At 44.6% G+C, this 22747-nt stretch carries 13 protein-coding genes and 1 pseudogene; 6 read left to right on the top strand and 8 right to left on the bottom strand.

The window, feature by feature from the left end:
- Nucleotides 1–168: pseudogene (locus tag JI741_RS09150) on the bottom strand (transposase); the annotation flags it as partial.
- 100 nt (nt 169–268) lie between these two features.
- Between JI741_RS09150 and JI741_RS09155 the strand changes: the two are divergent.
- Nucleotides 269–601 (top strand): helix-turn-helix domain-containing protein, encoded by a 333-nt coding sequence (locus tag JI741_RS09155; protein WP_202008770.1) that lies wholly within the window; start codon nt 269–271, stop codon nt 599–601.
- Nucleotides 602–664: 63 nt separating this feature from the next.
- Nucleotides 665–883, top strand: a complete 219-nt coding sequence (locus tag JI741_RS09160; protein ID WP_202008771.1) for a hypothetical protein — start codon at nt 665–667, stop codon at nt 881–883.
- Here the strand turns inward: JI741_RS09160 and JI741_RS09165 are convergent.
- The 4 genes from JI741_RS09165 to JI741_RS09180 form a co-directional block, all read right to left on the bottom strand.
- Entirely contained in the window at nt 875–1279 is a 405-nt protein-coding gene (locus JI741_RS09165) for a hypothetical protein (RefSeq protein ID WP_202008772.1), read from the bottom strand. The genes JI741_RS09160 and JI741_RS09165 overlap by 9 nt on opposite strands.
- A gap of 8 nt (nt 1280–1287) precedes the next feature.
- Entirely contained in the window at nt 1288–8253 is a 6966-nt protein-coding gene (locus tag JI741_RS09170) for an RHS repeat-associated core domain-containing protein (RefSeq protein ID WP_202008773.1), read from the bottom strand.
- 130 nt (nt 8254–8383) lie between these two features.
- Entirely contained in the window at nt 8384–9565 is a 1182-nt protein-coding gene (locus JI741_RS09175; protein WP_202008774.1) for a DUF6443 domain-containing protein, read from the bottom strand.
- An 82-nt stretch (nt 9566–9647) separates the two neighbouring features.
- Entirely contained in the window at nt 9648–13319 is a 3672-nt protein-coding gene (locus tag JI741_RS09180; protein ID WP_202008775.1) for a hypothetical protein, read from the bottom strand.
- An 852-nt stretch (nt 13320–14171) separates the two neighbouring features.
- On the opposite strand from JI741_RS09180, the gene JI741_RS09185 reads away from it, so the two are divergent.
- Together JI741_RS09185 and JI741_RS09190 are read left to right on the top strand one after the other, a co-directional pair.
- Nucleotides 14172–16892, top strand: coding sequence for a tetratricopeptide repeat protein (locus tag JI741_RS09185; protein ID WP_202008776.1), 2721 nt, complete (start codon nt 14172–14174; stop codon nt 16890–16892).
- A 236-nt stretch (nt 16893–17128) separates the two neighbouring features.
- Nucleotides 17129–17881 carry a hypothetical protein gene (locus tag JI741_RS09190; RefSeq protein WP_202008777.1) on the top strand — a complete coding sequence of 251 codons (753 nt, stop codon included), beginning with the start codon at nt 17129–17131 and terminating at the stop codon, nt 17879–17881.
- Nucleotides 17882–17990: 109 nt separating this feature from the next.
- Here JI741_RS09190 and JI741_RS09195 read toward each other — a convergent pair whose 3' ends face one another.
- Complete coding sequence (locus JI741_RS09195; RefSeq protein ID WP_202008778.1) at nt 17991–18500, bottom strand: contact-dependent growth inhibition system immunity protein; 510 nt, start codon at nt 18498–18500, stop codon at nt 17991–17993.
- A gap of 474 nt (nt 18501–18974) precedes the next feature.
- On the opposite strand from JI741_RS09195, the gene JI741_RS09200 reads away from it, so the two are divergent.
- Together JI741_RS09200 and JI741_RS09205 are read left to right on the top strand one after the other, a co-directional pair.
- Nucleotides 18975–19157, top strand: coding sequence for a hypothetical protein (locus JI741_RS09200; RefSeq protein WP_202008779.1), 183 nt, complete (start codon nt 18975–18977; stop codon nt 19155–19157).
- Entirely contained in the window at nt 19154–19669 is a 516-nt protein-coding gene (locus JI741_RS09205) for a nucleotidyltransferase (protein WP_202008780.1), read from the top strand. Before JI741_RS09200 ends, JI741_RS09205 begins: the two co-directional genes overlap by 4 nt.
- A gap of 289 nt (nt 19670–19958) precedes the next feature.
- Here the strand turns inward: JI741_RS09205 and JI741_RS09210 are convergent, their stop codons facing one another.
- Both JI741_RS09210 and JI741_RS09215 read right to left on the bottom strand, forming a co-directional pair.
- Entirely contained in the window at nt 19959–20237 is a 279-nt protein-coding gene (locus JI741_RS09210; protein WP_202008781.1) for a hypothetical protein, read from the bottom strand.
- Between the two features lie 630 nt (nt 20238–20867).
- Complete coding sequence (locus JI741_RS09215; RefSeq protein ID WP_202008782.1) at nt 20868–22691, bottom strand: hypothetical protein; 1824 nt, start codon at nt 22689–22691, stop codon at nt 20868–20870.
- Nucleotides 22692–22747 lie beyond the last annotated feature (56 nt).

Consider the following 22747-nt stretch of genomic DNA (forward strand, 5'->3'; position numbering starts at 1 on the left):
TGATGCGTTTGAGTTGGCTCGCCTCAAGTCCGCCATACTTCGCTTTCCAATTGTAAAGTGTTGCAGTACTGATGCCGTGCTCACGGCAAAGATCCGCGGCGGAGGTTCCTCCATCATACTGTTGAGAATTGACACAATCTGTGTCTCTGTGAATCGACTTTTTTTCATGTTCCCTAAAGTTAAAAATTCCTACTTTTGAATTCTTCGCTTTTTAGGGAAGCTTACGAGTGTACAAAACAGCGTTTTTACCCCTTAAAATTGAAGGATTATGACTTTTGGAGAGAAGTTAGCGTATAGCAGAAAACAGAAAAAGGCTTCCCAGCAGGAGCTTGGCAAGCTCTCCGGCATTTCCGGGGATATTATTGGCAAGTATGAACGCGACGAGATGAAGCCCTCTATTGAGACTGCCAAGAAGCTGGCGGATGCCCTGGCAGTTTCGCTCGACTACCTGGTGGGTGATGCTGAACTTAAAGTGCTCGATAAGAAAACGCTGCAGCGCATTGAGGAGATCGAGAAGCTGCCCGAAGAAGAACGCAAGGTGATTTACAAGGTCATTGATTCGCTCTTGCGCGATACCAAGGCTAACCAGGCTTATTCTTAGAAAAAACTAATCCCTAAATAGAGATCAAACAAGCTATCTCGATGAAGACTCGACACATATCACATGGATGATTATTCAAATCAAATAAATGAACCTTCCGAGGAAGTAAAAAAGGAAGCCCTAAAATATCCCAATGGATATATTTATATTCTAGAAAAAGAGTACCAGGGCAAAGATGACGTTCCTGCAGATAAAATATTAGGGGCTTGGAAGGTAAACGAAACAGGAGTAATTGTCGGCCCTTTCATTCTTAATCCTAACTATAAACACAAACTATCTTAGACTGTCTAGCCAGGCATTGTAGTAATTTCTTTGCTGTTGTACAGTGCCAATTTTATCAAGATCAGCGGGCTCAAATATATCAACCAAATTTTCTTCTAAAGCCTGCTTACCAATAATCAACACGTAGGCATTAGTCCCTTTGCCCATTAGTCTTGACATTCGAGATGGATAAACATCGTACCTTGCCCCATTGCAAAGAATCTTCGTATTATCCTTTTCAAAAATTTCTCTTATTTGAAGTAAGCAAGCAAAATAGTCTTCTCCTACAACAACTCCGCTAAGTTCTGATTGATTGATTGACCACGAAACACTAACTGTTGCACCATCCATTTTCCCAAGCGCAAACATTATGCTTGTTATTGACCCATCTGCCCTTCTTATCTGTATCGTTTTCAAAACAGAATCTATCGTTTAAAGAGATTATTAGGAATGTACGGACCTGTGAATGTGAGGTTGGGGCCTATTTTTCGTGCACCTGCAATTTTTGAAGCTGGGATAGCCAAAGGCACAGCTACCTCTAACTCATTAGGGAAAGGAGCCTTGGCCCCCAAAGCGGCGTTTACATCAACAGACCCCACTGGCGTTCCTATAGTATATACATATCCTCCCTCTCCTGCAAATCGTCTTGCTGTCCTTGGTGATTTTGATGTTGGGATATAACCACTATTTATTGGATTTCCCATTGCATGCTCTAGTAAATCCATATTGGTACCTCTCGCTGTAAATCCGCCTTCAGCAAAAATTTGAGATGGCGGTCGAGTATCGCCTCTAAACACATATGAAATCGGTTTTATTGCTGAGGCTCCTTCCGCAACGTCGTCGACCTTGCTCGCAATCGCGGTTTCGCTAGATTCACCAGCCTCCATAACCATCTGCTCAGCCTCCATTGGAGCGGTTGCCATTTGCGCCATGAACATAAGACCCGTCTCCAGATTCTCCTGGTCACTCGCATCTTTATTACCAGTAAGGTTATTAATATTAGATCCTACTCCTGAAAAAAACGAATACAATCCCTGTACAAATTTATCCAAAAGGGTAGGCTCTTTATTTTGATCGGGATTGGTTTGGTCTTTCGGCCCCATTCCATCGGGATCAATAAATCGTACAGGATTGTCAAAGGCGTAATTATATGGACTAAACCGCCTCATCTTATCTGCTAACGGATCAACAACACCCCAACGACCAATGTCACTCATGTACATCCTGGCGCCGTAGTCATTCCAATTAAGGCCAAGGGCATCTTGCAACTCCTTGCCGTTATATTGATAGCGATTAGGTACTGAGTATTCTCTACGATGTGAGTTGTAAGTAAGCCCAAAGGGATAATAATCATCCTGCTGCACTACGGGGCTTTTGATCTGCTCCACCCTAAAATCATCAAAGAACACCTCAACCTCTTCCCCATCGAAGCTGTCGTTGCTCAAATATACAAAAACATAGCCAGGCTGCTTGATCTCAAATGAAGCCTCGATCTTCTGGTGGCTAACGTTTGTGCCATCCTCTTTTCCCGCATCTGCCACCATCTGAATGGCTCCCCCGTCCAGGAAATGGTCTTCGCGGTCAAAAATAATCCAGTTCAAATAACCTCGAGGTGCCTCGGTCGATTCGTCTCCTTTTTGAACGAGACCGTCATACGGAAACACATAGATACCAAGGCTCCCTTGGGCTCCACCATCAATCACAGGGCTACCTGCGCCACCCTGGGCGATGGCGCTCATCAAATTGGTCAGGGCCGACTGCCAGTTGGAATGACTGGGGTCCACATACTTTGCATACACCTCGGCATGAATCACGTCGCCGGGCATCACGCTGAGCGAGCGGGCCAAACCGGTTCGTTCGTTGGCAAAACCACTGAGGCGGGTTGAATATTTTGTTGTGCTGTTGGGTGTGTGGTTGAACAACTCGCTGTTCACCTTCACCGCTTCGTCCACAAAAAGGAATTTTGACTTTTCTTCAGCTTCTTTTGCCGGTTCCAGGGTTGCTGTTCCTGCGTCCGTTTCTGGTTTGGTGGTGAACGTCAACCTCACGTTGCCCAAATGATCCTTCAAATGATATTGATATTCATTTGTCTCCTCTTTTGTCTTTGCGGGTATGATGCGCCCTTCGCCGTGGTTCACAAATTTCAACGTATCGTTCTCCAGGAACAATGGACCAATATAGTCGCTCCGCTTCGTCATCGCGTTCTGGGCATCAAACACCTGCTGGGTTAGTTTGCGGCCGGTGGCATCGTAGATGTACTTCACATACTCGCCATTGGTTTTGTTCACGCGGGCTGGTAAGTTGAGGTGGTTATAGACTATGCTCTGAACGTCTTTGTTCAGGTCACTCACCATGTTGCCGTTGGGGTCGTAGCTGTAGTCTAACGCGGTGTTGGCGCCGTCCTTAAATCCTTCGGTATTCACCGAAGCATCGCTTACCGACATCAGTTTGTTAGACCGCAGCAAGTCTGCGCCATAGTTATAGGTGAGATTGTCAATTTGTCCATTCTTGCCGGTGCGCTCCAGGCCACGAATGTTCCCGTTCAAATCATAGCTGGTAATGGCCTCTTTAAATGAGGGAACTGCTGCCCACGTCAGGTTTTGTTCAAGATGTTCGGCACTGTTGAGGCGGTTCATCGCGTCGTAGCTATAGCGGTAGGCTCTTTGGGTGGGGTTGTTCAATCCGCCCAGACCCAGGTTATTGCTCCAGCGCGTGGCCGAGATGTTTCCGTTGTAGGCAACATCGTCTATGCTGGTGACGCTTGCCATGGGTTTCTCGTAGCCCAACTCCATTCCGAAAAGGTCTTTCACGTTGTCCTTGTCATCGGCCGAAAGATCGCTTTTGTTGATGCGTGTGAGCCAGCCACGAATGTTGTAGCGGTAGTCTACCGACTGTTTGAATTGGCGGGATGTGTTTGGTGGACCTGCAATAGGGTCGGCAGGATCGGTGTTGTGGAGTTTCTTGGTGATGAGTTGGCCCAACTCATTGTAGTCGTTGGCCACCAACAATATTTCATTTGCATCGCCGCTGGTCTTTTGCCAGGTTTTGGTCAGGCGGCCGGCGTGATCGTAGTCGAGGCGATTAAAGATATCAATCTTCTGTTCTGTGAGCGGCACCGGGAATGAAACGCTCAGTTCACCGATGGTCGATGATTTTGTGTTGAGCACGGCCTGGGCACGATAGCTCTTCGTTGGCAATGTAGCTGAGCGCACGCTAAACCCTCCTGTTTTCGAGTATGTCAACACCAGATGACCGTTCTCCAGGGTGGTTTCAATCCTGAAGACATCATTGACGGCGTAGGTTCCCGACGCAACAGTTTGGCTTCCTTCCACCACATCGAATGTTCCGCCTACTTTTAGATAGAATCCAAAATCCAATTGATTAGGCACTGAAATGGGTGAAGATGATGCCAAACCTGCCGCGCGTGCGGTGGTGGTTTCCAGTGCTTTGAATTGCATCCAGCCTGTGCCCGACAGCACATTCAACGTTCCTGCAGCACCACTCCAGACGTTGCTTGTGGCTGTCTTTGTGATTGTTCCGTTGACCAGAGAAACCGTGGCAGAGTATCCCCACTGTAATGTATTTGCCAATGACTTGTCTGCACCGAATGACGCACGTGCAGTATGGATCGATCCAGACGTCAATGACATGTCGACGATGAGTGGCGTTACAGACGTGCTTGGGAAGAGATGACGTACTTCTCCGTTGACCTTTACGTACACCCGTGTCGCTATCCGCTCTACACGAATCACATCCCCCTTTTTTATGTCTCCCAAAAATCCGGTTTGAGTTCCACTCGCGTAGGCATAGAGTTTTGACAGGGAAGTAGTGTAGGCTGCAAACAGAATCTTGGTATATCCTGCATCTGCATCAACGTCGGTCAGTCCCATCATCACAACCGACGTGCCGTCGTAGACGCTTTCCACCCATCCGTTTTGCGAAGCTGCCAACACCTGGCTCGACGACGCGCCAGCACCCCATGATTGCGTGCCGTTGTAGGTCACTTTGTTGGTTTCGTTATCCAACATGCAGTTGGCCAGGCGGGCCCAGACCACATCATAGCTTTGATGAGCCGTGGTTTGTGTTTTCGTGACTTTCCCGACAAAATCATACTGCGAGGTCGTTCGGGATACTTTTCCTTCATGATCTTCTGCCACAGTCTGAATGACGCGATATTTGTCGTCGTAGTAGCTCACCGAACGCATCCACGATGTGGCATCGTTCAGACTCCTCACGCTGGTGCCGGTTATTTGCCCTTTAACGTTGGCAGATTCTTGAGGACTATAAGCGGACAAGTGATTGGATACAAGATCAAAACGAGGATCGGCATACAAGGTCTTGAACTGATAGTCATCGTAGTAGGTCACGATGAGTGGTGTGACCAATCCAACGGTAGTAACGTCGGCAACATCTGGAAAGGTTCTGTTGGTGTAGCCAAAGTTTGTGGCCGAGCCATCGTAGGTTTCATAGTACTTATCGTAGCTATCTATTTTTGAATTTACAAAGGCCTGCATACTGACAGCGTCGACCACGGTATTGTTTTGACATTTGTAGAGGCCCGTCATCACGGGGCGGTTCAGTATGTCGTATTTCGTGAAGCTCCACTCGTTTGTTGGGCGTTGATTGGCGTCTTGGGTCAACACCAGCCTGTCGCGGTTGTCGTATATCATATAGGTCCACTCCGCTCCCGGTGCCTTTTTGGCAATCATGCGCTTCCGGGCGTCGTAGCGATACTCGAAGGCCCAGTTGTTGCGTATGGTTTGGTCGACTGTTACAATACTTTGTTCGAAGTCGCCTGCCACCGAAGGAACTGCACCGCTCGCCGAATACATCGAAACATCGGCATATAGATCTTTGGCAAGCGTTGTGGTCGTAGACCACTTTTGCAATCCATTTATGTAGTAGTTCATTTTCGTGACACCACCTGCCGTTTCACGGCGTATCTCAAACACATCGCCAGGTTGCACATAGCCGACATATTGCTTTACACTTTTCTCAAATATGGAGATAGCTCCCGTGGGGTAGACAATGTAGAATCCGAATTCCGTGTCGGCACCAGAAACGGCGGTGTTGGTGCTGGCTAATCCTAAAACATAGGAGGCAAACACCGTGGGTGCTACAAACTGTATCGCGCCATTTTTGCCTGCAGCAATTTTGTTGCGCGAAAAAGCACCTGCGTTAGAAGCGTTGGTGGTGCCGGTCTTTTTGATGTCATAATTTTTGTCGCGCACCATGTTAGACAGCGATCCCCATTGTGCCGGGTAGCCTATGGTGTAGGTATGGGTGGCGGTGCGGCCCGAAGCATCTGTAACCGTTGCCACTACCGAAGTGCCTGCCTGCTTTCCGCTCAACACCACTCCTGTTTCGCCCGTAGACCAGCTCACAGCATAGGGAGCCTTGCCACCGGATATGGACATGGTGATGCCCGCATTTTTTCCATTGGCATCGGGTGCTTTGAAAACCGGCGTCATGACCAACGGAGAATCGAATGAGCTATAGATAACCGGGGTCGCGCCCTGATAGATTGAAGCCTCTATGATTTGCTGCTGACTGGCGTTTATGGCTACCGAACGGACGGATACTCCATTGCGGTAGAAATTCAGATAGCCCCCTTCGCGCGCGATGCGATAAACATCACCCACTCGGAGTAGGGCCACGACACCTTGTGGCAGATCTTTTTGATACGCTATGACGCTGCCGCTACCGTTGCATACAAGCCCATTTTCAATACTGCTGCTGGAGCCGTCGATGTCCTGCACAGAAAGGCCGATATCATAATAATCACCAGCGGGTCTACCGATTTCAAATTCAATCCAACCATCCGCGCCAGGCATGAGCATATTCAGACTGCTTGCTCCATACCATGTATTTACAGCGGCATATCTAACCAACGAATTGTCTTCCAGTATGTCCAGTCTACTGCTAACTTGTGTCCAATCAACTTTATAGCCAAGACCGATTTGGGTTGATGCACTTCGCCCCTCCGCATCGGTCACCGTCACGGCATACGTGCCTACAGGTTTGTTTTCTATTTTATTCGTTGTGCCCCCTGCTCCCCAATTGTAAGAATATGGTGGTGTTCCACCGACAGGAGAAAGAAGTATGCTGCCACCGTGCGTCGCGTCTTCTACAGGTGCGATTTTTTTCCGGATCTGAATTTGAGAATCAAATGTCGGAATCACCGTGGGAACAACAGCGCCATCGTGATAGACCGAGACGTCGATCATAAAATCCGCGCCAAATGCTGTATAGGCAACCGTTCGCAACAACATGCCGTTGTGATAGTATTTAATTGACGGTCCCGACTTTTCGATGCGAAAAACATCACCCACCGCAGCACGACCAAAATTACCCGTTCCCGAAACGTTAGCACCTGATTCTAAGATCGTGATGTCCCCGTTCGCGACGTAAATACTATATTCAATGCTTGTGTATGAAGCATCCAGGTTCCTTCTCGACAATCCGATCTCATAGGCCATAGAACTGGTCCAGGCAAACTCGATTGAACCGTCCGTATCGGCCCGAAGCACATTAGTCGAAGCAGCGCCAGCATCCCAGGCATTGTTGCCCGTCTTTGTTAAACGATTAGTTGCATCCACCGCTACACCACCTACCAAATCTGTCCACGATGATTTATAGCCCAGCGTTACGGTCTTTGCGCCTGTCCGACCTGACGCATCCGATACCGTAACCGTGTAGGTACCCGCCACTTTGTTAGTAATGCCGGACGTGGCTTCTCCACTGCTCCACAAATAGGTATAGGGAGGAGTTCCCTGACTAACAGACACCGCAATGCTACCCCCTGTGCCACCATAGCCTACGGGTGTTACCGTATGCGCAATATTCAGCGAAGCATCGAAGCTCGCCTGAACGATAGGCGTCGTTCCGCTATACAGGGAAGCATCTACCATAAAGTTGCTATTATACGTATTGGGCAACGTGAGGTTCCGCAGTTCGGTTGCTCCGCGAAAATACTGAAGCACATTGTTCGTACGAACGATTTTAAAGACATCGTTCACTGCCGCCGTCACCCCTGTGGAAATTGGCGTTCCTGATTCGTAGATAGTAACAACACCACTGCTAACCGCGATTGCATAGTCGATAGTTGTGAAATTGACATCCTTATCCGTTTTCGACAATCCAAACATATAGGCACCCGTGACGCTAGTGATTGTAAATTGAATCGAACCGTCTACGCCAGCTTTCAAAAGGTTAGTCGATGCTGCACCACTGGTCCAACCGTTGGCTCCTACTTTTGTGAGCGACTGGTTGGCGCTCACAGTTATTCCAACAACGTTTGTCCATTGAATCGGGTAGAGCGACTGGGCTTTCAGAAAACCAGAAAGTCCTATGTGTAAAATTGTCAGTAATAGAAATATTCTTTTTTGCATCGACATCAAGTATTAACGGTGTGTTGAATTTCAAAATTGGCCTCAGCTATCAGAGATGGAATCAACATATCTTTGCCATCAAATTAAATTTCATAACAATGAGAAGGGAGTAAGACAAGAAAATATCATGCTAAAGTCCGTTGCGTTCCTTGATTTCTTTAATTGCCTCTGGAGGTAACACGATAATTAGTTTATCAAAGTCATCGTAGATATAGTAGGTTTCTGCGAATAGGATATTATTGGTGCTGACCTCAACACCGTATTGAACTCGCTTAAGCACAGTCTTCCCATCGTTGTCAACGTATTCGACTACTTGATTCCCTTGTTCATCCACTGTTCCATTGGCATACAATTTATTTGATGGATAGTAGTCACCAGTCGTAAGAACGTTAGTATCGGTATTATAAAAAAACTCAAGCACATCATTCTCACCATTCATTTCGTAAAGCTTATGGATCGAGTGATTATGAGTTGGATCAATATTGGGGTACCAGGTTTCGCCAGGTTGTCCTATCCTTTCAGGTCTATTTAATGGACTTGATTCAAAAACGGTTTCAGCATAAGGTCTAGCATCATCGGCCACGTCATCCGTTGCATTGTTATAAAAATTCGCCGAGGTACCAGTATAATTTCCATTTGCATCAATGAGATTAGGTTTATACCAACCCGGTCTTCCTTGCTCCGCCACGGTCACAGGCAAATATTTACGGTACTCTCGGCCATAGCCATCATACACCACAGGCTGAACAACATCATTATATTCTGGAGAGGCCTTCGTTGACACCGTTTGCATAGGCCGCCCCAACCCATCAAAATATTGTATAATTTGGCTCACTGACTCAACGGTTAGAGCACTAACATCGTCAGAATTTGTTACTCCAGGCTTTAAGATTGTATTGGAAATAACATAGCTATAATTATTATATGAGAACGGGGCAGAGACGGCAGTACCCGCTACACCCGCTGCCGTAACGGTCACGGTATATAAACCCGTCTCCACAATAGATACAGTTCTATCAGTGCCAATAACCACATCTCCTTTTTTCCACACATAGGTTGAATATTCGCCCGTTTCCAAAGTAACAGAACCAAAAACACCAGTATTTGTCTTCGTAGTAATCACTGGTGTCGTCGGTACATTTGTAGTGCTAGCTCCCGGACCAGAAAAAAAAGACTCCGACAAAGTCAGCAACAAGAAGTTAACATTCGCACTACAGACCGGTCTGTTCGCAACTATGTTCCGTCCTTGAGCATAGCTAATAATGAAGAGTAAGGAGGTAATTCCAACTCGTAAACAAAATTTATTTTTCATTGTTATATATTTCACCTTTTTCAGCAATCAGTGAAAAGTTTAAGGTCATTATTTCATAACGCTTCTACGCTTTGACGGCTCATCATTTCGATTGCCAATACTTATACTCAAATTCTTTAATGATATTTCGTTTTTCGTCCCGCATCAATTTAAGCCTCATCAGTGAGTCATATTCATAATATGTGACTTTGTTATTCGCATCACTTTGACTTGTCAATCCTATTAACGGATCATACGTATAGGTTGTCATTTGCGCACTCTTAGGAAAAAACCGAATATCGTCATACTGACCGGAACCCAGGTTTATAGAATAACTCCCATTTGTCACAACTACATTTTGCTCTGTCAGAATCCAATCAATTCCTGATTTCATCCAATAGCTGAGAATATAATCACCATTGCTCAGGGAGACTAAATTCTTTGAGTAACTACCTGTAAAGCTGTGGTGGCCAGTCTTAGAATTATCAATTGAGCCGTTTCCATTGCCCTCTTCAAAATTCTCAAGAAAAACATCTCCCACCGACGAATTCGCGATTTCTGCAATAAGGAACTGCTGATCATAGCCCCATTTATATGCAGTGGAATAATTCTGTTCAAGTGACTGCTGCAGCAACCTTCCTTTTTCGTCATAGTTAGTAAACCGGACTCGTGTTGTATACCGAGGGTCCTTTAGAAACTGACCATTTACTATAGTAGAAAAACTAAAGGAATTCATCGGAGACTGAGATTCAATAGCCATCACCTGATTTAACGTTGGGAGGACTTGATTAAAAGTATTTAATAGACCGCCAACATATTTTCGGGTATTTGGCGTCCGTACTGGTATTATTTCTTTGTAAGATTCAACTGGAATTACAATGTGTCTATTTTGTAGGTTTAAAATTCCCATTGCGATACCATCAAGATTTGATTGATCTTGCAATCCAGTGTAATCCTGGGGAAATTTATAATATAGATTATTAGTATCGCCATTGGATGCCGTGACCGACTTAGCTATCATTTGAAAATGGCCGTTGACGACATCATAGGTGTATTTTTCCGAAAAGGTCAACGATTCATTTCCAAGATTATCGTACTGGTAGTGATCTTTCCGATCCAGAGTATTTCGATTTACCGGAATAGCAAAATGATGCGCATTTATCTTAAAATATCGCTCAGAATTATACCCACCTCCAATGGGTGCCGCCAACCCCTGATCAAAAAGCATTTGCCAAACTTTGGTTGAATTGTTCGCTGTGTAAATATATTGATCACGTGAAATGGGGGCCATAACATTGTTGGTCCACTTAAAATATCTCTCCTCCAGTAAATCACCTCTTCCTCTTGTAATTGCTGGAATTGGCGTGATGATAGGATTCACAACATCCAATCCTATTTGATTTGAATAATAAAGCATCGTATTCACATTAATACTGCCTGAATTATTATAATAATATTCAGTCATCCCATTCGGAATATTGTCAGCATCCAGATCTGAAATTTGCACTCTGCCATATCCAAAATAGGGCGCATCTCTTCCGTCTGAAAACTCATAGATAGACTGCCCATACCGGTAACGAAAAGGGTTGTCATAGTAAACCGGAGTTCCACCACTAACAATTGAATAATAATCATGTCCCACCGGCGACACGTAGATCGGTATATCATCGGCAGTTCCATCTAAGTATGTATATTTTCGGTTAGTCGACTTGAGTGTTATAGGGTCAAGCGTACTAATATTGCCAACTCTCAAGCCACCAAGGTAGCGTGTAACCATTTCAAGTGATGAAGTGCTCGACGCCTTTGGCACATAAACTGTCCGACGTATTTCGCAACTGTTGAAAAAATCTACCGTAGTTGGATCAAAAGAGATGTTATAAGAGCTTCCGCCTTGAATGACGATTGACGAATCTTGAACGGCCGTTCCACTTAGTGTGTTTATTCTCTTTAAGAAGTTACCGTCTTTTTTTATAACGATATCTAAAAAGTATGTACCTAAAGGGTATAGATTATTGTCACGATATACCAGACAATAAATCTTCAATTTCTTTCCGTTCCACGCGGTTGCGGCCGTGAAATTTCCATTTGCATCAACGAAACCCGAGCTATTGACTACTGACGAAGCGTCATCCTTAAAAAGACTACTTGTTTCATCGCTATAGTGAATAACGGTTTCTTGCCGCGTATATTGATTATTCGCATAAGAGAAACCAACCTTTACACCAGTGGGGTATTGGATTGAAGTCAAAATATTTGCTTGCGAAAATGCCGGATTCGCATTTCTATTGGCACCGGGCAAAAATTCGGTTGCCTGCGATGGTAACGTGATCGTAGCTGGAGGAACCAATTGCTGATTCTGTGCCCCATTGAAAAAGCCCCAATGATCAACCGCAAGAGAAAGTTTCCCCGGTAAATTAAGTTGTTCATTGTAGGTGAAGATATATTTACTATCGACTTCATTCGACACCAAATTTATCTCACTTGTTCCTTTTAGTTTTAGTCTTTTATTATGATTGTCTGACGTGTAATTAGTTAAGCTATTGACCACGAAATTGATTTCAGGGATGCCAGAGTAATAACCTTGATTTGCTATAAAATAGTCATTATTATCAAGGTTCGTTTTCTTCACAAGTCTATTTTCCTTGTCCCTCACCTCTACAGAAAATAAACGTCTTCCCCCTTGCAGATCAGCACGTTGATCATCATACAAAAACTTAACATAACCCGAAGAGAATTGAATATTATCTATATTAAGCTGATGATACATTGTAAAGTGAGGAGTAACCAACTCAAAGTTTTGCTGGATATTAGGCGAAGAATTTCCAACGCGATACGTTTCGGAAATGCTAGGTAACGGATGAACAAAAGATTGAGTAGAGTATAGATAATTGAAATTAATTTCTCCATATGTAGCAGACCTTATCTTGGTCAGATGCCACGTGCTTAATGAGGATGCCGTCCCTGTGGTTAATGCAGGATCGACGCTATTGCTATATGAAAACTGCCGTTGAGTAAAGTAGTAAATTGTTCCTGACTCATCGGTAACCTTCCAATCAGGATAAGTTCCATTTGGGATAAGTTCTATTTTTAAAGCCCCATCGCCTAAGACAGTAGGCTTAAAATTATTGTCAAAAATAAATTTACAACTTCTATTGCCGAAGTTTAAAACATAGAGATCTGACGCAAAGTCCGGTGCAGTGCCTTCATTACCAACCTCAAAGTAATTGAAGTATTCCTTTGCAGTATTTGCATGTGGCAAATTTAGCCCAGAGAACAAGATGCCTGAGTAGTTACTGGATGTAAATTGATGAGAATCACTTCCCCAGGCATAATACCATTGATCAATACTGGTTATCGGCTGTCGGGAAGTTGAAAGAATCGTAGTCGGAGCGTCCGGCATGTCGACATAAGTATCCGCAAAACCACCTTGAAAATCTGGCCGGCCTCGTGTTATTGCTGTGATCGAACCGCCAGCGCTAAGAGCCCACCCTAGGCCCACTTCACTGGCATCCTCCTTCACCTTGATTCCTCCGGCGTGATACTGAATCGAGATGGGAAATGCTACAGTTCCCTCATTGATAGTATAGATAGGGACCGAAATATTGGGAATACCTGTAAAATTGCTCACCGGTACCTGGCCAAACTTGGTAAGGGCGCTAACATCAGGTGGTGGCGGATTTACAATATTTAGCGATGGGCCCGTCTGGCATTTGGCATCCAACTGACATGCAAGTAATAACGCTAGTGCAAAAAGCCAGCTTAGTTTATTAATCATAGAAAATTCATCAAATAACAATAGACACAAAATGCTCCTCCGTATTTCTATTGCAATAGAAACGATACGGCTTACTCAACATATTAAAATCCAGAAAAGTGTGATAATAGAATATCAATCAGAACTTCACAAATAGCCGCAGCACTAAACTAACACACAATTTTTTACTTGCTCCAATGGATGTAAACTTAAACGTTTTATTTTATATGCAAAACCTACTTTTAAAAAATTTCTTTCGCTGCTTTGGATTCCATCCATTGACGATACTTACTCAATGTATTGGAAAATCCGAAGTGGCTGACCATCTTTTTCCGTTTTGCCCTGACCATCAATTTTTAGATAACGTGACCATCCAATTCCCCCACCATTTGACCAGAAACGAGTCTAGCAATCAAGGGCTTCGAAAGCTAGAGGATATTCAAGCCTTCAGCTAACTTTAGCTGGTCAAGCCGTCCTAAAACAGAGTGGTCAATGGGTGGGGATCTCCACCAGGGCTCCCCTCATCTTTGTATCTAATTTGCGGCCTAACGAATAGCCTTTCCTGATAATTGAAGTCCCATTTTCCTACATGAATTTTGACTTTGCGTGAAGGTGGAGAATCGGTGCACTGAAATTTCCAAGCAGCCCAATGAATTGAAAATCAAAGAATAAAAAATTTGGAACGACTCCCTCTTGGCACTGTTGACTAAATATCCATCAACCATACCGGATGGAAATAGTCTGACCCTTTCGTAGTTCCATAAGTTAATAATTCTCTACCTTCTAATCTCCTCTTGAGAAGCATCAGGATCGAATTGGCTATCTTTAGTTTATCCTCATACTATTTGCTAAATCATTTAAATGACGATTTCTATGGCCGCAAAGGGAAACGAATTTGAACTTCAGGTTTTGCAGTACCTGCGCAGTCTGTTTGGCGAGTTAGAATTTCCAATTATCGAAGCACGCAGGCAGAAAGCCGGCACGCAAAATGGTTTCGATATTAGGATTGGATTTTTAGATCAAAATGGGCGAGAGCGCAAATTCTATTTTGAATGCAAGGAATATAAAACGAGTATTAGCTGGAATGAAATATCCGTAAAACTTCAAGAACTATATGCCTCCAATCATCAAGCAGACGGATATATCGCGTTATCCCCGTACGTCGATTTTTCCAACATCCAAATAAATATTATTGATTCCCTTCAGCGTACACTAAAATGCCCGATTAAATACTGGACGCCAGAAAATAATGTAAAGGAATACTTTTCTCTGAGCGACGACCTTTATTTCAAGCTGTATGGCGAACGTGTTTCTTTGAGTGATATTGACAGAACCCATATCAGGCACAAACTGAGAGCATATGTGTTAAATATTCTAAGAGAAAGAGATGAATTGGTGACTAATTCATCGACTAACAAAATACCCCGGGAACTCACACTCAAAATCCCCAGGATTCACGAGGATGACATCATAGGTAGGACTAGGGAATTGCAGGAGATACATACTCTGTTATTTAGAAATAGACGCACGGTATTAATTAACGGCCTTGGTGGAATAGGAAAAACTACCATAGCACAGGGGTACGTGAGTAAATACTATAACGAGTATGAGCATATCGCTTGGGTCTCACAACTTACGGGGGATATTGTCGATGATTTAATAAATACAGAAGGCCTCTTGAAAAATCTATCGATATTAAAATCGGGCAAAGATATCATGCCACTTTTTTACGAGCTCATGGGTAAACTAAAATCGATCCCTGAAAAGCCAAATTTGTTAATTCTGGACAGCGTGGATGAGACGCTGACGGACTTTAAGGATATTTTGCCTGGGCAGCCTACCTGGCATGTACTTCTTACTTCGAGAGAAACTGTGCCTGGCTTTTTTTCAAGGGAACTTGGCTTTTTAGAACCTAAAGAGGCTGTCGCTTTGTTTCAAAAACATTGCCAGTTGATCAGGGATGAAGCGGAAATTTTGAGCATTCTAGGCGTCGTTGATTACCACACGCTTACAATAGAAATTCTTTCGAAGACGGCCCAATTTCAAAGGACCGATGTTTACGCTTTGAAAAATGCGATAGAGGCTGACCTTCAGGCCAACGTATATATTGATCATAAGGGAGGTAGAATAGATCGCGTTCAATCGTATCTCATCTCTATTTTTAACCTGAGCAAATTAAGTGAAGATGAGTTATGGGTGATGAAGCAATTTGCATGTTTACCTACAAATTTTCATGCTTATAATTTAGTCCATAAACTAATCAGCCCAGGATTTGACCGAAGAACGATGCTGTCGGAAGCACTAAATCGGTTGGCGCAATTGGGATGGATTCTGCACAATAAGGAGGGTGACGCTTATAAAATGCACGTGGTGATAAAAGGCGTTGTCATTAAGAAGTTGTCAATACTATTGCATGACGTTGCTGGGCTGATGACTGTCATTTCTTATAACTTGGAAATACAAGGTTACGAGGATCCTACCGAAAAATTTGTTTGGATCCCTTTCGGTCAATCCATTCTTCGTCCATTTGAGAATGATACCTCCGCAGTAGTTGCGCTGTTACAAAACCGGCTTGCTCTCATTCTGAATGTTCGAGGAAAATTTCCCGAGGCGAAGGAAATATTGGAGAAGGCACGGCATTCAGATGAACAGCGTCACGATCTTGGTGCCGCTGCATTCACATACTCAAATCTTGGATTGGTTTACCAATCGTTGGGGGACTACCGGAATGCGCGAAGGCTTCTGAAGCAAGCTGTAGACGAAAGCGTTAGGCTCTTTGGGGCCGACGATCCGATAACGCTTTCCAGGAGCCAGAATTTAGCAGGTGTCCTTATTGAATCCGGAGATCTTATGCAGGGGCGATCGTTGTTGGAAAATGTTATAAAGTCGAACGAGAAGCGCCTTGGCATCGACCATCCTGACACAACCAATGCATATGCTAGTCTGGGCGCAGTGCTTTATAGTATTGGAGAATACTCCAATGCACAAGCGATGCTAGAGCGAGCTATTCGGCTATTGGAAGATAATTTTGGTCCGGACCATTCAAATTTAGCTCAGGCTTGGTCGCATCTTGCATTGGTGCTTCTGGCTCTCGATAAAAATGCAGAGGCCGTATCTCTTTTTGAAAAAGTCAGCAATGCAGTTGAGAAGAAATTTGGATCTGACCACCCGAAAAATATTACAAGTTGGAGTAATCTTGCTGTTGCTTTAACACAAATCGGCAACTATTCACGCGCACGATTCCTTGTAGAGAATGCCCTAAAATTGGCGCAACAAGTGCTCGGTCCCAATCATCCGGACATCTCTGCAATTTATTTAAGTATTGCTAATGTAATGAAGGCCCAAGGGGACTTTGCGGGAGCACGACCGCTTCTTGAAAAGGCTGTTGAGCTGGATGAATTGAATTTTGGGTTGAATCATTTGAATACTGCGATAAATTATGCCAACCTGGCGATAGTACTCAAAAGGCTTGGAGAATTTGTTACTGCTCGCGAGTTCTCTACAAAAAGCCTTGCAATTATGGAAGCTACGTTGCCGGAAGGCCATCCGTACATTGATAAGGTTCGGAGGACCAACGAATCTCTACACTCCTAGCCGTTCATTTTCCCAGTCGGCACACGAGCACCCATTACGGGCCGGTGATTCTCAACAAAGTGTTGAGTCGAGAATTGGGCCCACCTATATGGCAATCACAACTACCCCTACCGAATTGGCTCCCGTACTATTTCAATATAAGAAAATCGCGTTCCGTTCTACATCTTGTTAACCGAAACAATTCACCCAATGGGTTTTGGAACTATTTTAATACATTTTTCATTGCTGTAACAATTATGCAACTGAAAAACCTGATCACCGATGCCAACCGGGAACTTTATAAACGAGTGACCGAGAATCTTCCTATTCAATTTAAGAAATCAAATAACAATTCTTGGGGATCGAACAAAGAAGAAAAAAGAATCATCATCAGTCACTGTGAAACAAATCATCCTGAGGCTTCTTTTACCCATGAACTGCTTCACATTGACACTCAAATGCAAGGCTACCGTCGACTTAGGTCTGGCCTTTCCCTAAACAGCGCAGTATTGGAACAGTTACCCTTTCTCTGTGAAATGATCGACAACGAATTCCAGCATCACAAGATGTATTCGAAGTTTCTTCAATTAGGATATCCTCCCCACGAATTCTATAACGACGCGGACGCCCAGGCTGATCAATATGTCTCAAATGGAATAGAAGCCAAAGGGCAATCCCTGACTTCCATTACGAGTATCTACTTTACGCTAATTGCACCAGGTGGGTCCATTCCGAGTGAAAGAATAGCTACGTTGAAGAATGAATTCAGGAAGTATGATCAAGGGGCGTTCCGCGAACGCTTCGACGATATTGATAAGATCATCCATGCATGGACGGTTGATTCAACGTATCATGCCGAGCGACATATTATTGATGTGCTCAATGTACTTGGATGCGGAGACACATGGGTTAGTTATTTTCACAATGCAGAGAACTTCCCTCAAGACGGATTTTTTACAACGCGAACATTTACCATTGATGATATCAACAAAGCCTATGCGTCCAAGTGACCAATAATTTCAGCTATTATAAACGTGATGAAAAGGTTAGAAGCTCTTGATAATTCTATTTGAATACTCGCTTTAAGAACCTACAATACAGCATATGTTTTATCCTTTGTTATGCACAGTTGCATACGCACTTACTCCAACCCAATTTTAGCATGTCTCCAAGTTCCACATCCGATACATTACTGTCCACCGATATAGGTTCTTCCTTTGTACCCATAAACCCTCTATTCTTTCCTGTTGGTCCCCCATTAATTGTCGGAGCAAGTCTAATTTTGCCATCTTTTTCACTAATCATCAGATGAAGGGCATTTCTATAATGTTCCTTTCTGTTTTTGAATCCTGCTTTCTTCAAGTAGTCGGTATACTTGCCGTCAATATCTTTTGTCATTTTCAGGTCGTCTCTGCTCTGTCCAAGGTGATGTCTTAGCGTTTGTCCGAGAAGAATTGAGTCCCCATCAGGGTGAAGTATTGTGAGATACGTAGATATGATACCATACGAGTCCTTTATTCGGTCAACCGTTTCAATGACTATTTTGTCAGGATACAACGTGGCACCCGCACCTAACACTTTCGGCTTGTGTTTCTTTTGCCCTAATTTAAATATCTCCAAAATGTTCATATGCAATTGTGCATAACGTTTTGTGCATAAGCAGTGGCGCGAATTCGAAGCGCTTCACTGTCCCACGACACCAAACGTTATTTGAAAAACTAAACTACAAAATTACACTGAACCCCGCCATTGATTATGCACGTTGTTATAGCCTGTGCTTTTTGGAGAGTCCGAAGTGGCTCACCATCTTTTGCCGTTTTGCCCTGACCATCAATTTTTAGATCACGTGACCACCCAATTCCGCCACCATTTGAACCAGAAACGAATCTAGCAATGAGGCGGCTCCAACCACCCTAACCCTAGGCCAAGTTCAAGCCCTCCGGTAACTTTAGCTGGTCACGCCCTCCTGAAACAAAATGTTCAATGGGGTCGAAATCTCGGCAAGGGCCGCAAGATTTCTAAATGGCAGAAAATATTTGAAAAAAGCCCAAAAAAGGCGAAATTTGACCAAACCAAAGTTCGTACGACTTTCGTTGAACGGATATGTATAAGGCCTACGTGTATCACAATTTTGAAGAAAAAGAGGCTCTTGAAAAAGAGCTACTAGCCAAGATACCGGCCAAAAAAAGGAAAGCACTGTCAAAGGCACTAATGGACTTTTTTCACAGGCCTGTCGCAGAGGACAATTCTAATGTCCTCCCTCCATTGAAAAATAATAAAAAATGATCAGTGAAGAAGGCCGTAGACATCTGATTCGAGTTTGCGACGTTCTGAACAAATATGACGTTGACTACCTAATCATCGGTGGCGCTGCGGTAAGCCACTATGGCTTTAGTCGCCCATCGGGTGTCGGCATAACAGGCGGCAATAATATTGATCTTGATTTCTGGTACAATCCAACGAACGAGAACTATCTGAAACTCCTAAGCGCCCTTGACAAACTAGATGTGGAGACGACGTCACTGAGAGAGTTAGTCTTCGATTCTAAGAAAACGTATCTAAAAATAACACTCGACGAGTTTCATTTGGACTTCTTGCCCACAATGCAAGGATTAAAATCATTTAGAGACAGCAAGGCAACGTCAGAGAAAACAAACTATGATGGAGCAGAGGTGAGATTCTTGTCCTATGATGACCTCATTTTAAATAAGAAGGCAATCAATCGAAAAACAGATCAGTCGGATATTGAGGAGCTGGACAAGATTCGAAAGGGTAAAAAGCATAGTCGAGGAATATGATTGAGCCTCTGAGCTATTACATATTATACTCTTTATCCGTTGCTTTTCCCAGCTACGTCACCATGCATGATTTCAAGATGAGTGAGGATTTTGGTTTGTATTGCACCGGGTGGAGAATCGGTACACCGAATATAGCAATGGTTTGCAAATTTATTGAGCCCCACCAATTTGAAAATCCCCAACAATTCCCTTTTGCCCACTCCTACGATGTTGGACTATTGACCGATGGCGAGCAAAGACGCAAGGACAACATCTAGTTATTTAATTTTCCGTTACACTACACGAAACATCATCCCCTACTTTCTTGCTTATCAGCTTTATCAGTATTAACAATTCGTCCATAGTACTTATGCCAGACAATGCCTGCGTTTTTGGGAACTGTTATCTCAATCATGATCATACCTGGAAAGGTCACGCTATCTGTTTCAATCTTTAAGATAGGCACGCTAGCGCCGTCAATGAATAGTCGTTCATCAAGGTTCACATTTCCTTTCACGAGTGTTCCTGTCAGAATATTCCCTATTCCTGAATGATCATGAAATCCGTTAGTCAATTTAATTGTAGCCATTGTCATTCTTTTTTGAAAACCCTACCTGAATCCCACCACTGTCCAGACGTGTCAAAATTGTAACCTGCATTTTTTTGGCCCGTTGCCAGAACCACGTCGCCCCAAGCAGCTTCTCCCAATCTTGATTACTTGTGACCAAAGGCGCAGCAAGGAAAATCAACGCGCCTGAGAGAAGTCTTCCCCATCGTCACTCCGTCAGCGCTATATATTACATTTATTCCAGATTGTCCCAATGAACTAGACACAAGGCCTATAATCAAGTTTTCTCCTTCTTCCTTAGTGAATTGAAAGCCCATTGGTATGAATCTAAATCTTATCCCAGTTGGGATAACTACAGGCCCACTGTTGGAGAATCCGAAGAGACTGACTATCTTTTTCCGTTTTGCCCTGACCATGAATTTTCAGATCACGTGACCACCCAATTCCGCCACCTTTGACCAGAAACAAGTCTAGCAATCAAGTGGTTCGAAACCTAGACGTAGTTCAAGTCCTCAGGTAACTTTAGCTTGGCACGCCATCCTGAAACAAGTAGTCAAAGGGTTCTGGATTCTCACCGACTATCGGGCAGGGAAAATGGGACACATTACGGAAGTTGACTGCTAAGCAAGCAATAGTTTTCATATTAACCCGTCAATGCACCATCGCATTTGCCTGGAGTGCAAGCAAGTCTACCAGGTCCAGGAATGGCCGCCGGCAGTTCGTACACAAAAGTTCTTCCAGCTTGTCTTCGCGAAACGCCAGGTCGTTGAAGTGATGCATGATCAACGGCTGCACAGGGTCGGGCACGTCGATGCCGGTCAGAAATCCGGAGAGTACCGTGCCGAAGCCTACGCTGGGGCCGATGTGCCGGAAGTCGGGCGTGTTTGTTTCCTGCCGGTGACAGCCTGTGCATGTGTTCAGTGAAAAATGATGACGGGCTTCAGGCACCACACCCGGGGCATTCCATCTTCCGTTTTCAACGTTGGCCTTGGCGCCAAGGAATGGCACTTGGGTGTGGGTCATCTGGTCTTCCACCGTTAGGGGAACGCTATGTTTGTCGGCGATTACTTCGGCCTCGTGGGCGTTAATCCACGCTACCAGGTTATTCACATCCGGTGGTGTGTCTACGGCCGAGGCTTCGTTGAACTTCTCACTCGGTTCTTGCGCCGTGGTGGACAATACAAATTGATGCGTGTCAGGATCTAATTTGAACTCGCGCATTTCCCAATGACCCTCGGTGTCAAGCCAAAATTCGTTGGTGCGCACTACTTTCAGAGCGCTGCCATTGGTGCGCGAGGGGTCGGCATTGGCTGTTGCAAACACATCCGTTATTGCTTTCAAGGCGCTATTGTAAGCCGGAGAGCCAAGGGGTTGGTTTTTGAGATCGTACCATCGTTGGGCATAATCTCTCAAATCGACACAGGTACGGATCGGAATGCTGTACTCAAAAATGAGGGTTCCCATGGTGTCGCCATTGGGAGCAACCAACGCGAAGACAAAACGTCCTTCACCACTGTTGAGCTGTCCGTAGCCCATATTGCCCCGCAAGTCGAGCCGGTTCACAATGGCAACAAGCGGCGCCCTGAGTTTATAAGGATCGATTGGCATATTTTGCCAGTTGGAAAGATCCCAGGTAGTCGGATCAGGATGGCTGCTTTCTTCAACAAGATTAATGATCACCTGAACAACGTGCCCCCGCGCAGCAGCCAGATCTGAATTGACCATCATATCGTGCTGGAAGATCAACAACAAGTTTTTCAGCAGCGTCGACGCACTCACGCCTGTAACGGCTTCGTTGGCTACGTTGTTCAGCAGGGTGCCGAACGTCCAGGCTCCCGTGTTTTGCGCTTCCGTGCTGCTCACTACGCCGGCATTAACCACCATCAGCGAATGCTCCGGCGACACATCGAGCAGTGCTCTGCACAAACGGTTGGGTGGGGTAGGAATTCTTCTGCCCTTCCTGAAATCTTCGAGACGGATGTCTTTCAGGAACGACACGTCGCGCTGCACGACTTCGCGGCTGTTGAACCCAACCGCCATTTCTTTTTCCAACAGCCCGCGATTTTTCTCGACGGCAGCAATGTCTTGTTCCAGCGCATCGAGGTCGTCGTGCATGGCGATGGAGAACTTGCCGTCGTCGGCCTTCTCATCCACGCCCTTGCCATCGTCGCGCAGCACGACTTTGCCCGACGCCAGTTCGATGGCGTGATAGCGCGATTTGAGAATACCTTTACCGAAGTCGGCGATCACCAGCAAGTTGTTCACTTTGTCGTCGAGCTTTTGAATGACGATGTTTTTGGCGATTGGCGGATTCATTTCAAAGGCAGGATTCACTTCCTGGTCTTGCGACAAGTCAACACCACGCATGCCCACGTCCGGTCGCACTTCGATCTTTTTGCAGGAGACCGGAACTAAGGTGAGCAACAATAGAAGTGAACCCAGCAAGCTGAGTTTTTGAACGAGAGGGGTTTTCATAAGAGAGGGTTATGATTTAATCTTTGATCAAACGGTATGGTATATATCAAACTATC

The sequence above is a fragment of the Chryseolinea lacunae genome (assembly GCF_016735595.1).
Taxonomy (GTDB): Bacteria; Bacteroidota; Bacteroidia; order Cytophagales; family Cyclobacteriaceae; genus Chryseolinea; species Chryseolinea lacunae.

What these genes read in the sequence shown, in the direction of transcription:
- JI741_RS09155 (WP_202008770.1), top strand. Translation starts at nt 269, where the DNA reads ATGACTTTTGGAGAGAAGTTAGCGTATAGCAGAAAACAGAAAAAGGCT.
- JI741_RS09160 (WP_202008771.1), top strand. Translation starts at nt 665, where the DNA reads ATGGATGATTATTCAAATCAAATAAATGAACCTTCCGAGGAAGTAAAA.
- JI741_RS09170 (WP_202008773.1), bottom strand. Translation starts at nt 8,253, where the DNA reads ATGCAAAAAAGAATATTTCTATTACTGACAATTTTACACATAGGACTT.
- JI741_RS09175 (WP_202008774.1), bottom strand. Translation starts at nt 9,565, where the DNA reads ATGAAAAATAAATTTTGTTTACGAGTTGGAATTACCTCCTTACTCTTC.
- JI741_RS09180 (WP_202008775.1), bottom strand. Translation starts at nt 13,319, where the DNA reads ATGATTAATAAACTAAGCTGGCTTTTTGCACTAGCGTTATTACTTGCA.
- JI741_RS09185 (WP_202008776.1), top strand. Translation starts at nt 14,172, where the DNA reads ATGGCCGCAAAGGGAAACGAATTTGAACTTCAGGTTTTGCAGTACCTG.
- JI741_RS09190 (WP_202008777.1), top strand. Translation starts at nt 17,129, where the DNA reads ATGCAACTGAAAAACCTGATCACCGATGCCAACCGGGAACTTTATAAA.
- JI741_RS09195 (WP_202008778.1), bottom strand. Translation starts at nt 18,500, where the DNA reads ATGAACATTTTGGAGATATTTAAATTAGGGCAAAAGAAACACAAGCCG.
- JI741_RS09200 (WP_202008779.1), top strand. Translation starts at nt 18,975, where the DNA reads ATGTATAAGGCCTACGTGTATCACAATTTTGAAGAAAAAGAGGCTCTT.
- JI741_RS09205 (WP_202008780.1), top strand. Translation starts at nt 19,154, where the DNA reads ATGATCAGTGAAGAAGGCCGTAGACATCTGATTCGAGTTTGCGACGTT.
- JI741_RS09210 (WP_202008781.1), bottom strand. Translation starts at nt 20,237, where the DNA reads ATGGCTACAATTAAATTGACTAACGGATTTCATGATCATTCAGGAATA.
- JI741_RS09215 (WP_202008782.1), bottom strand. Translation starts at nt 22,691, where the DNA reads ATGAAAACCCCTCTCGTTCAAAAACTCAGCTTGCTGGGTTCACTTCTA.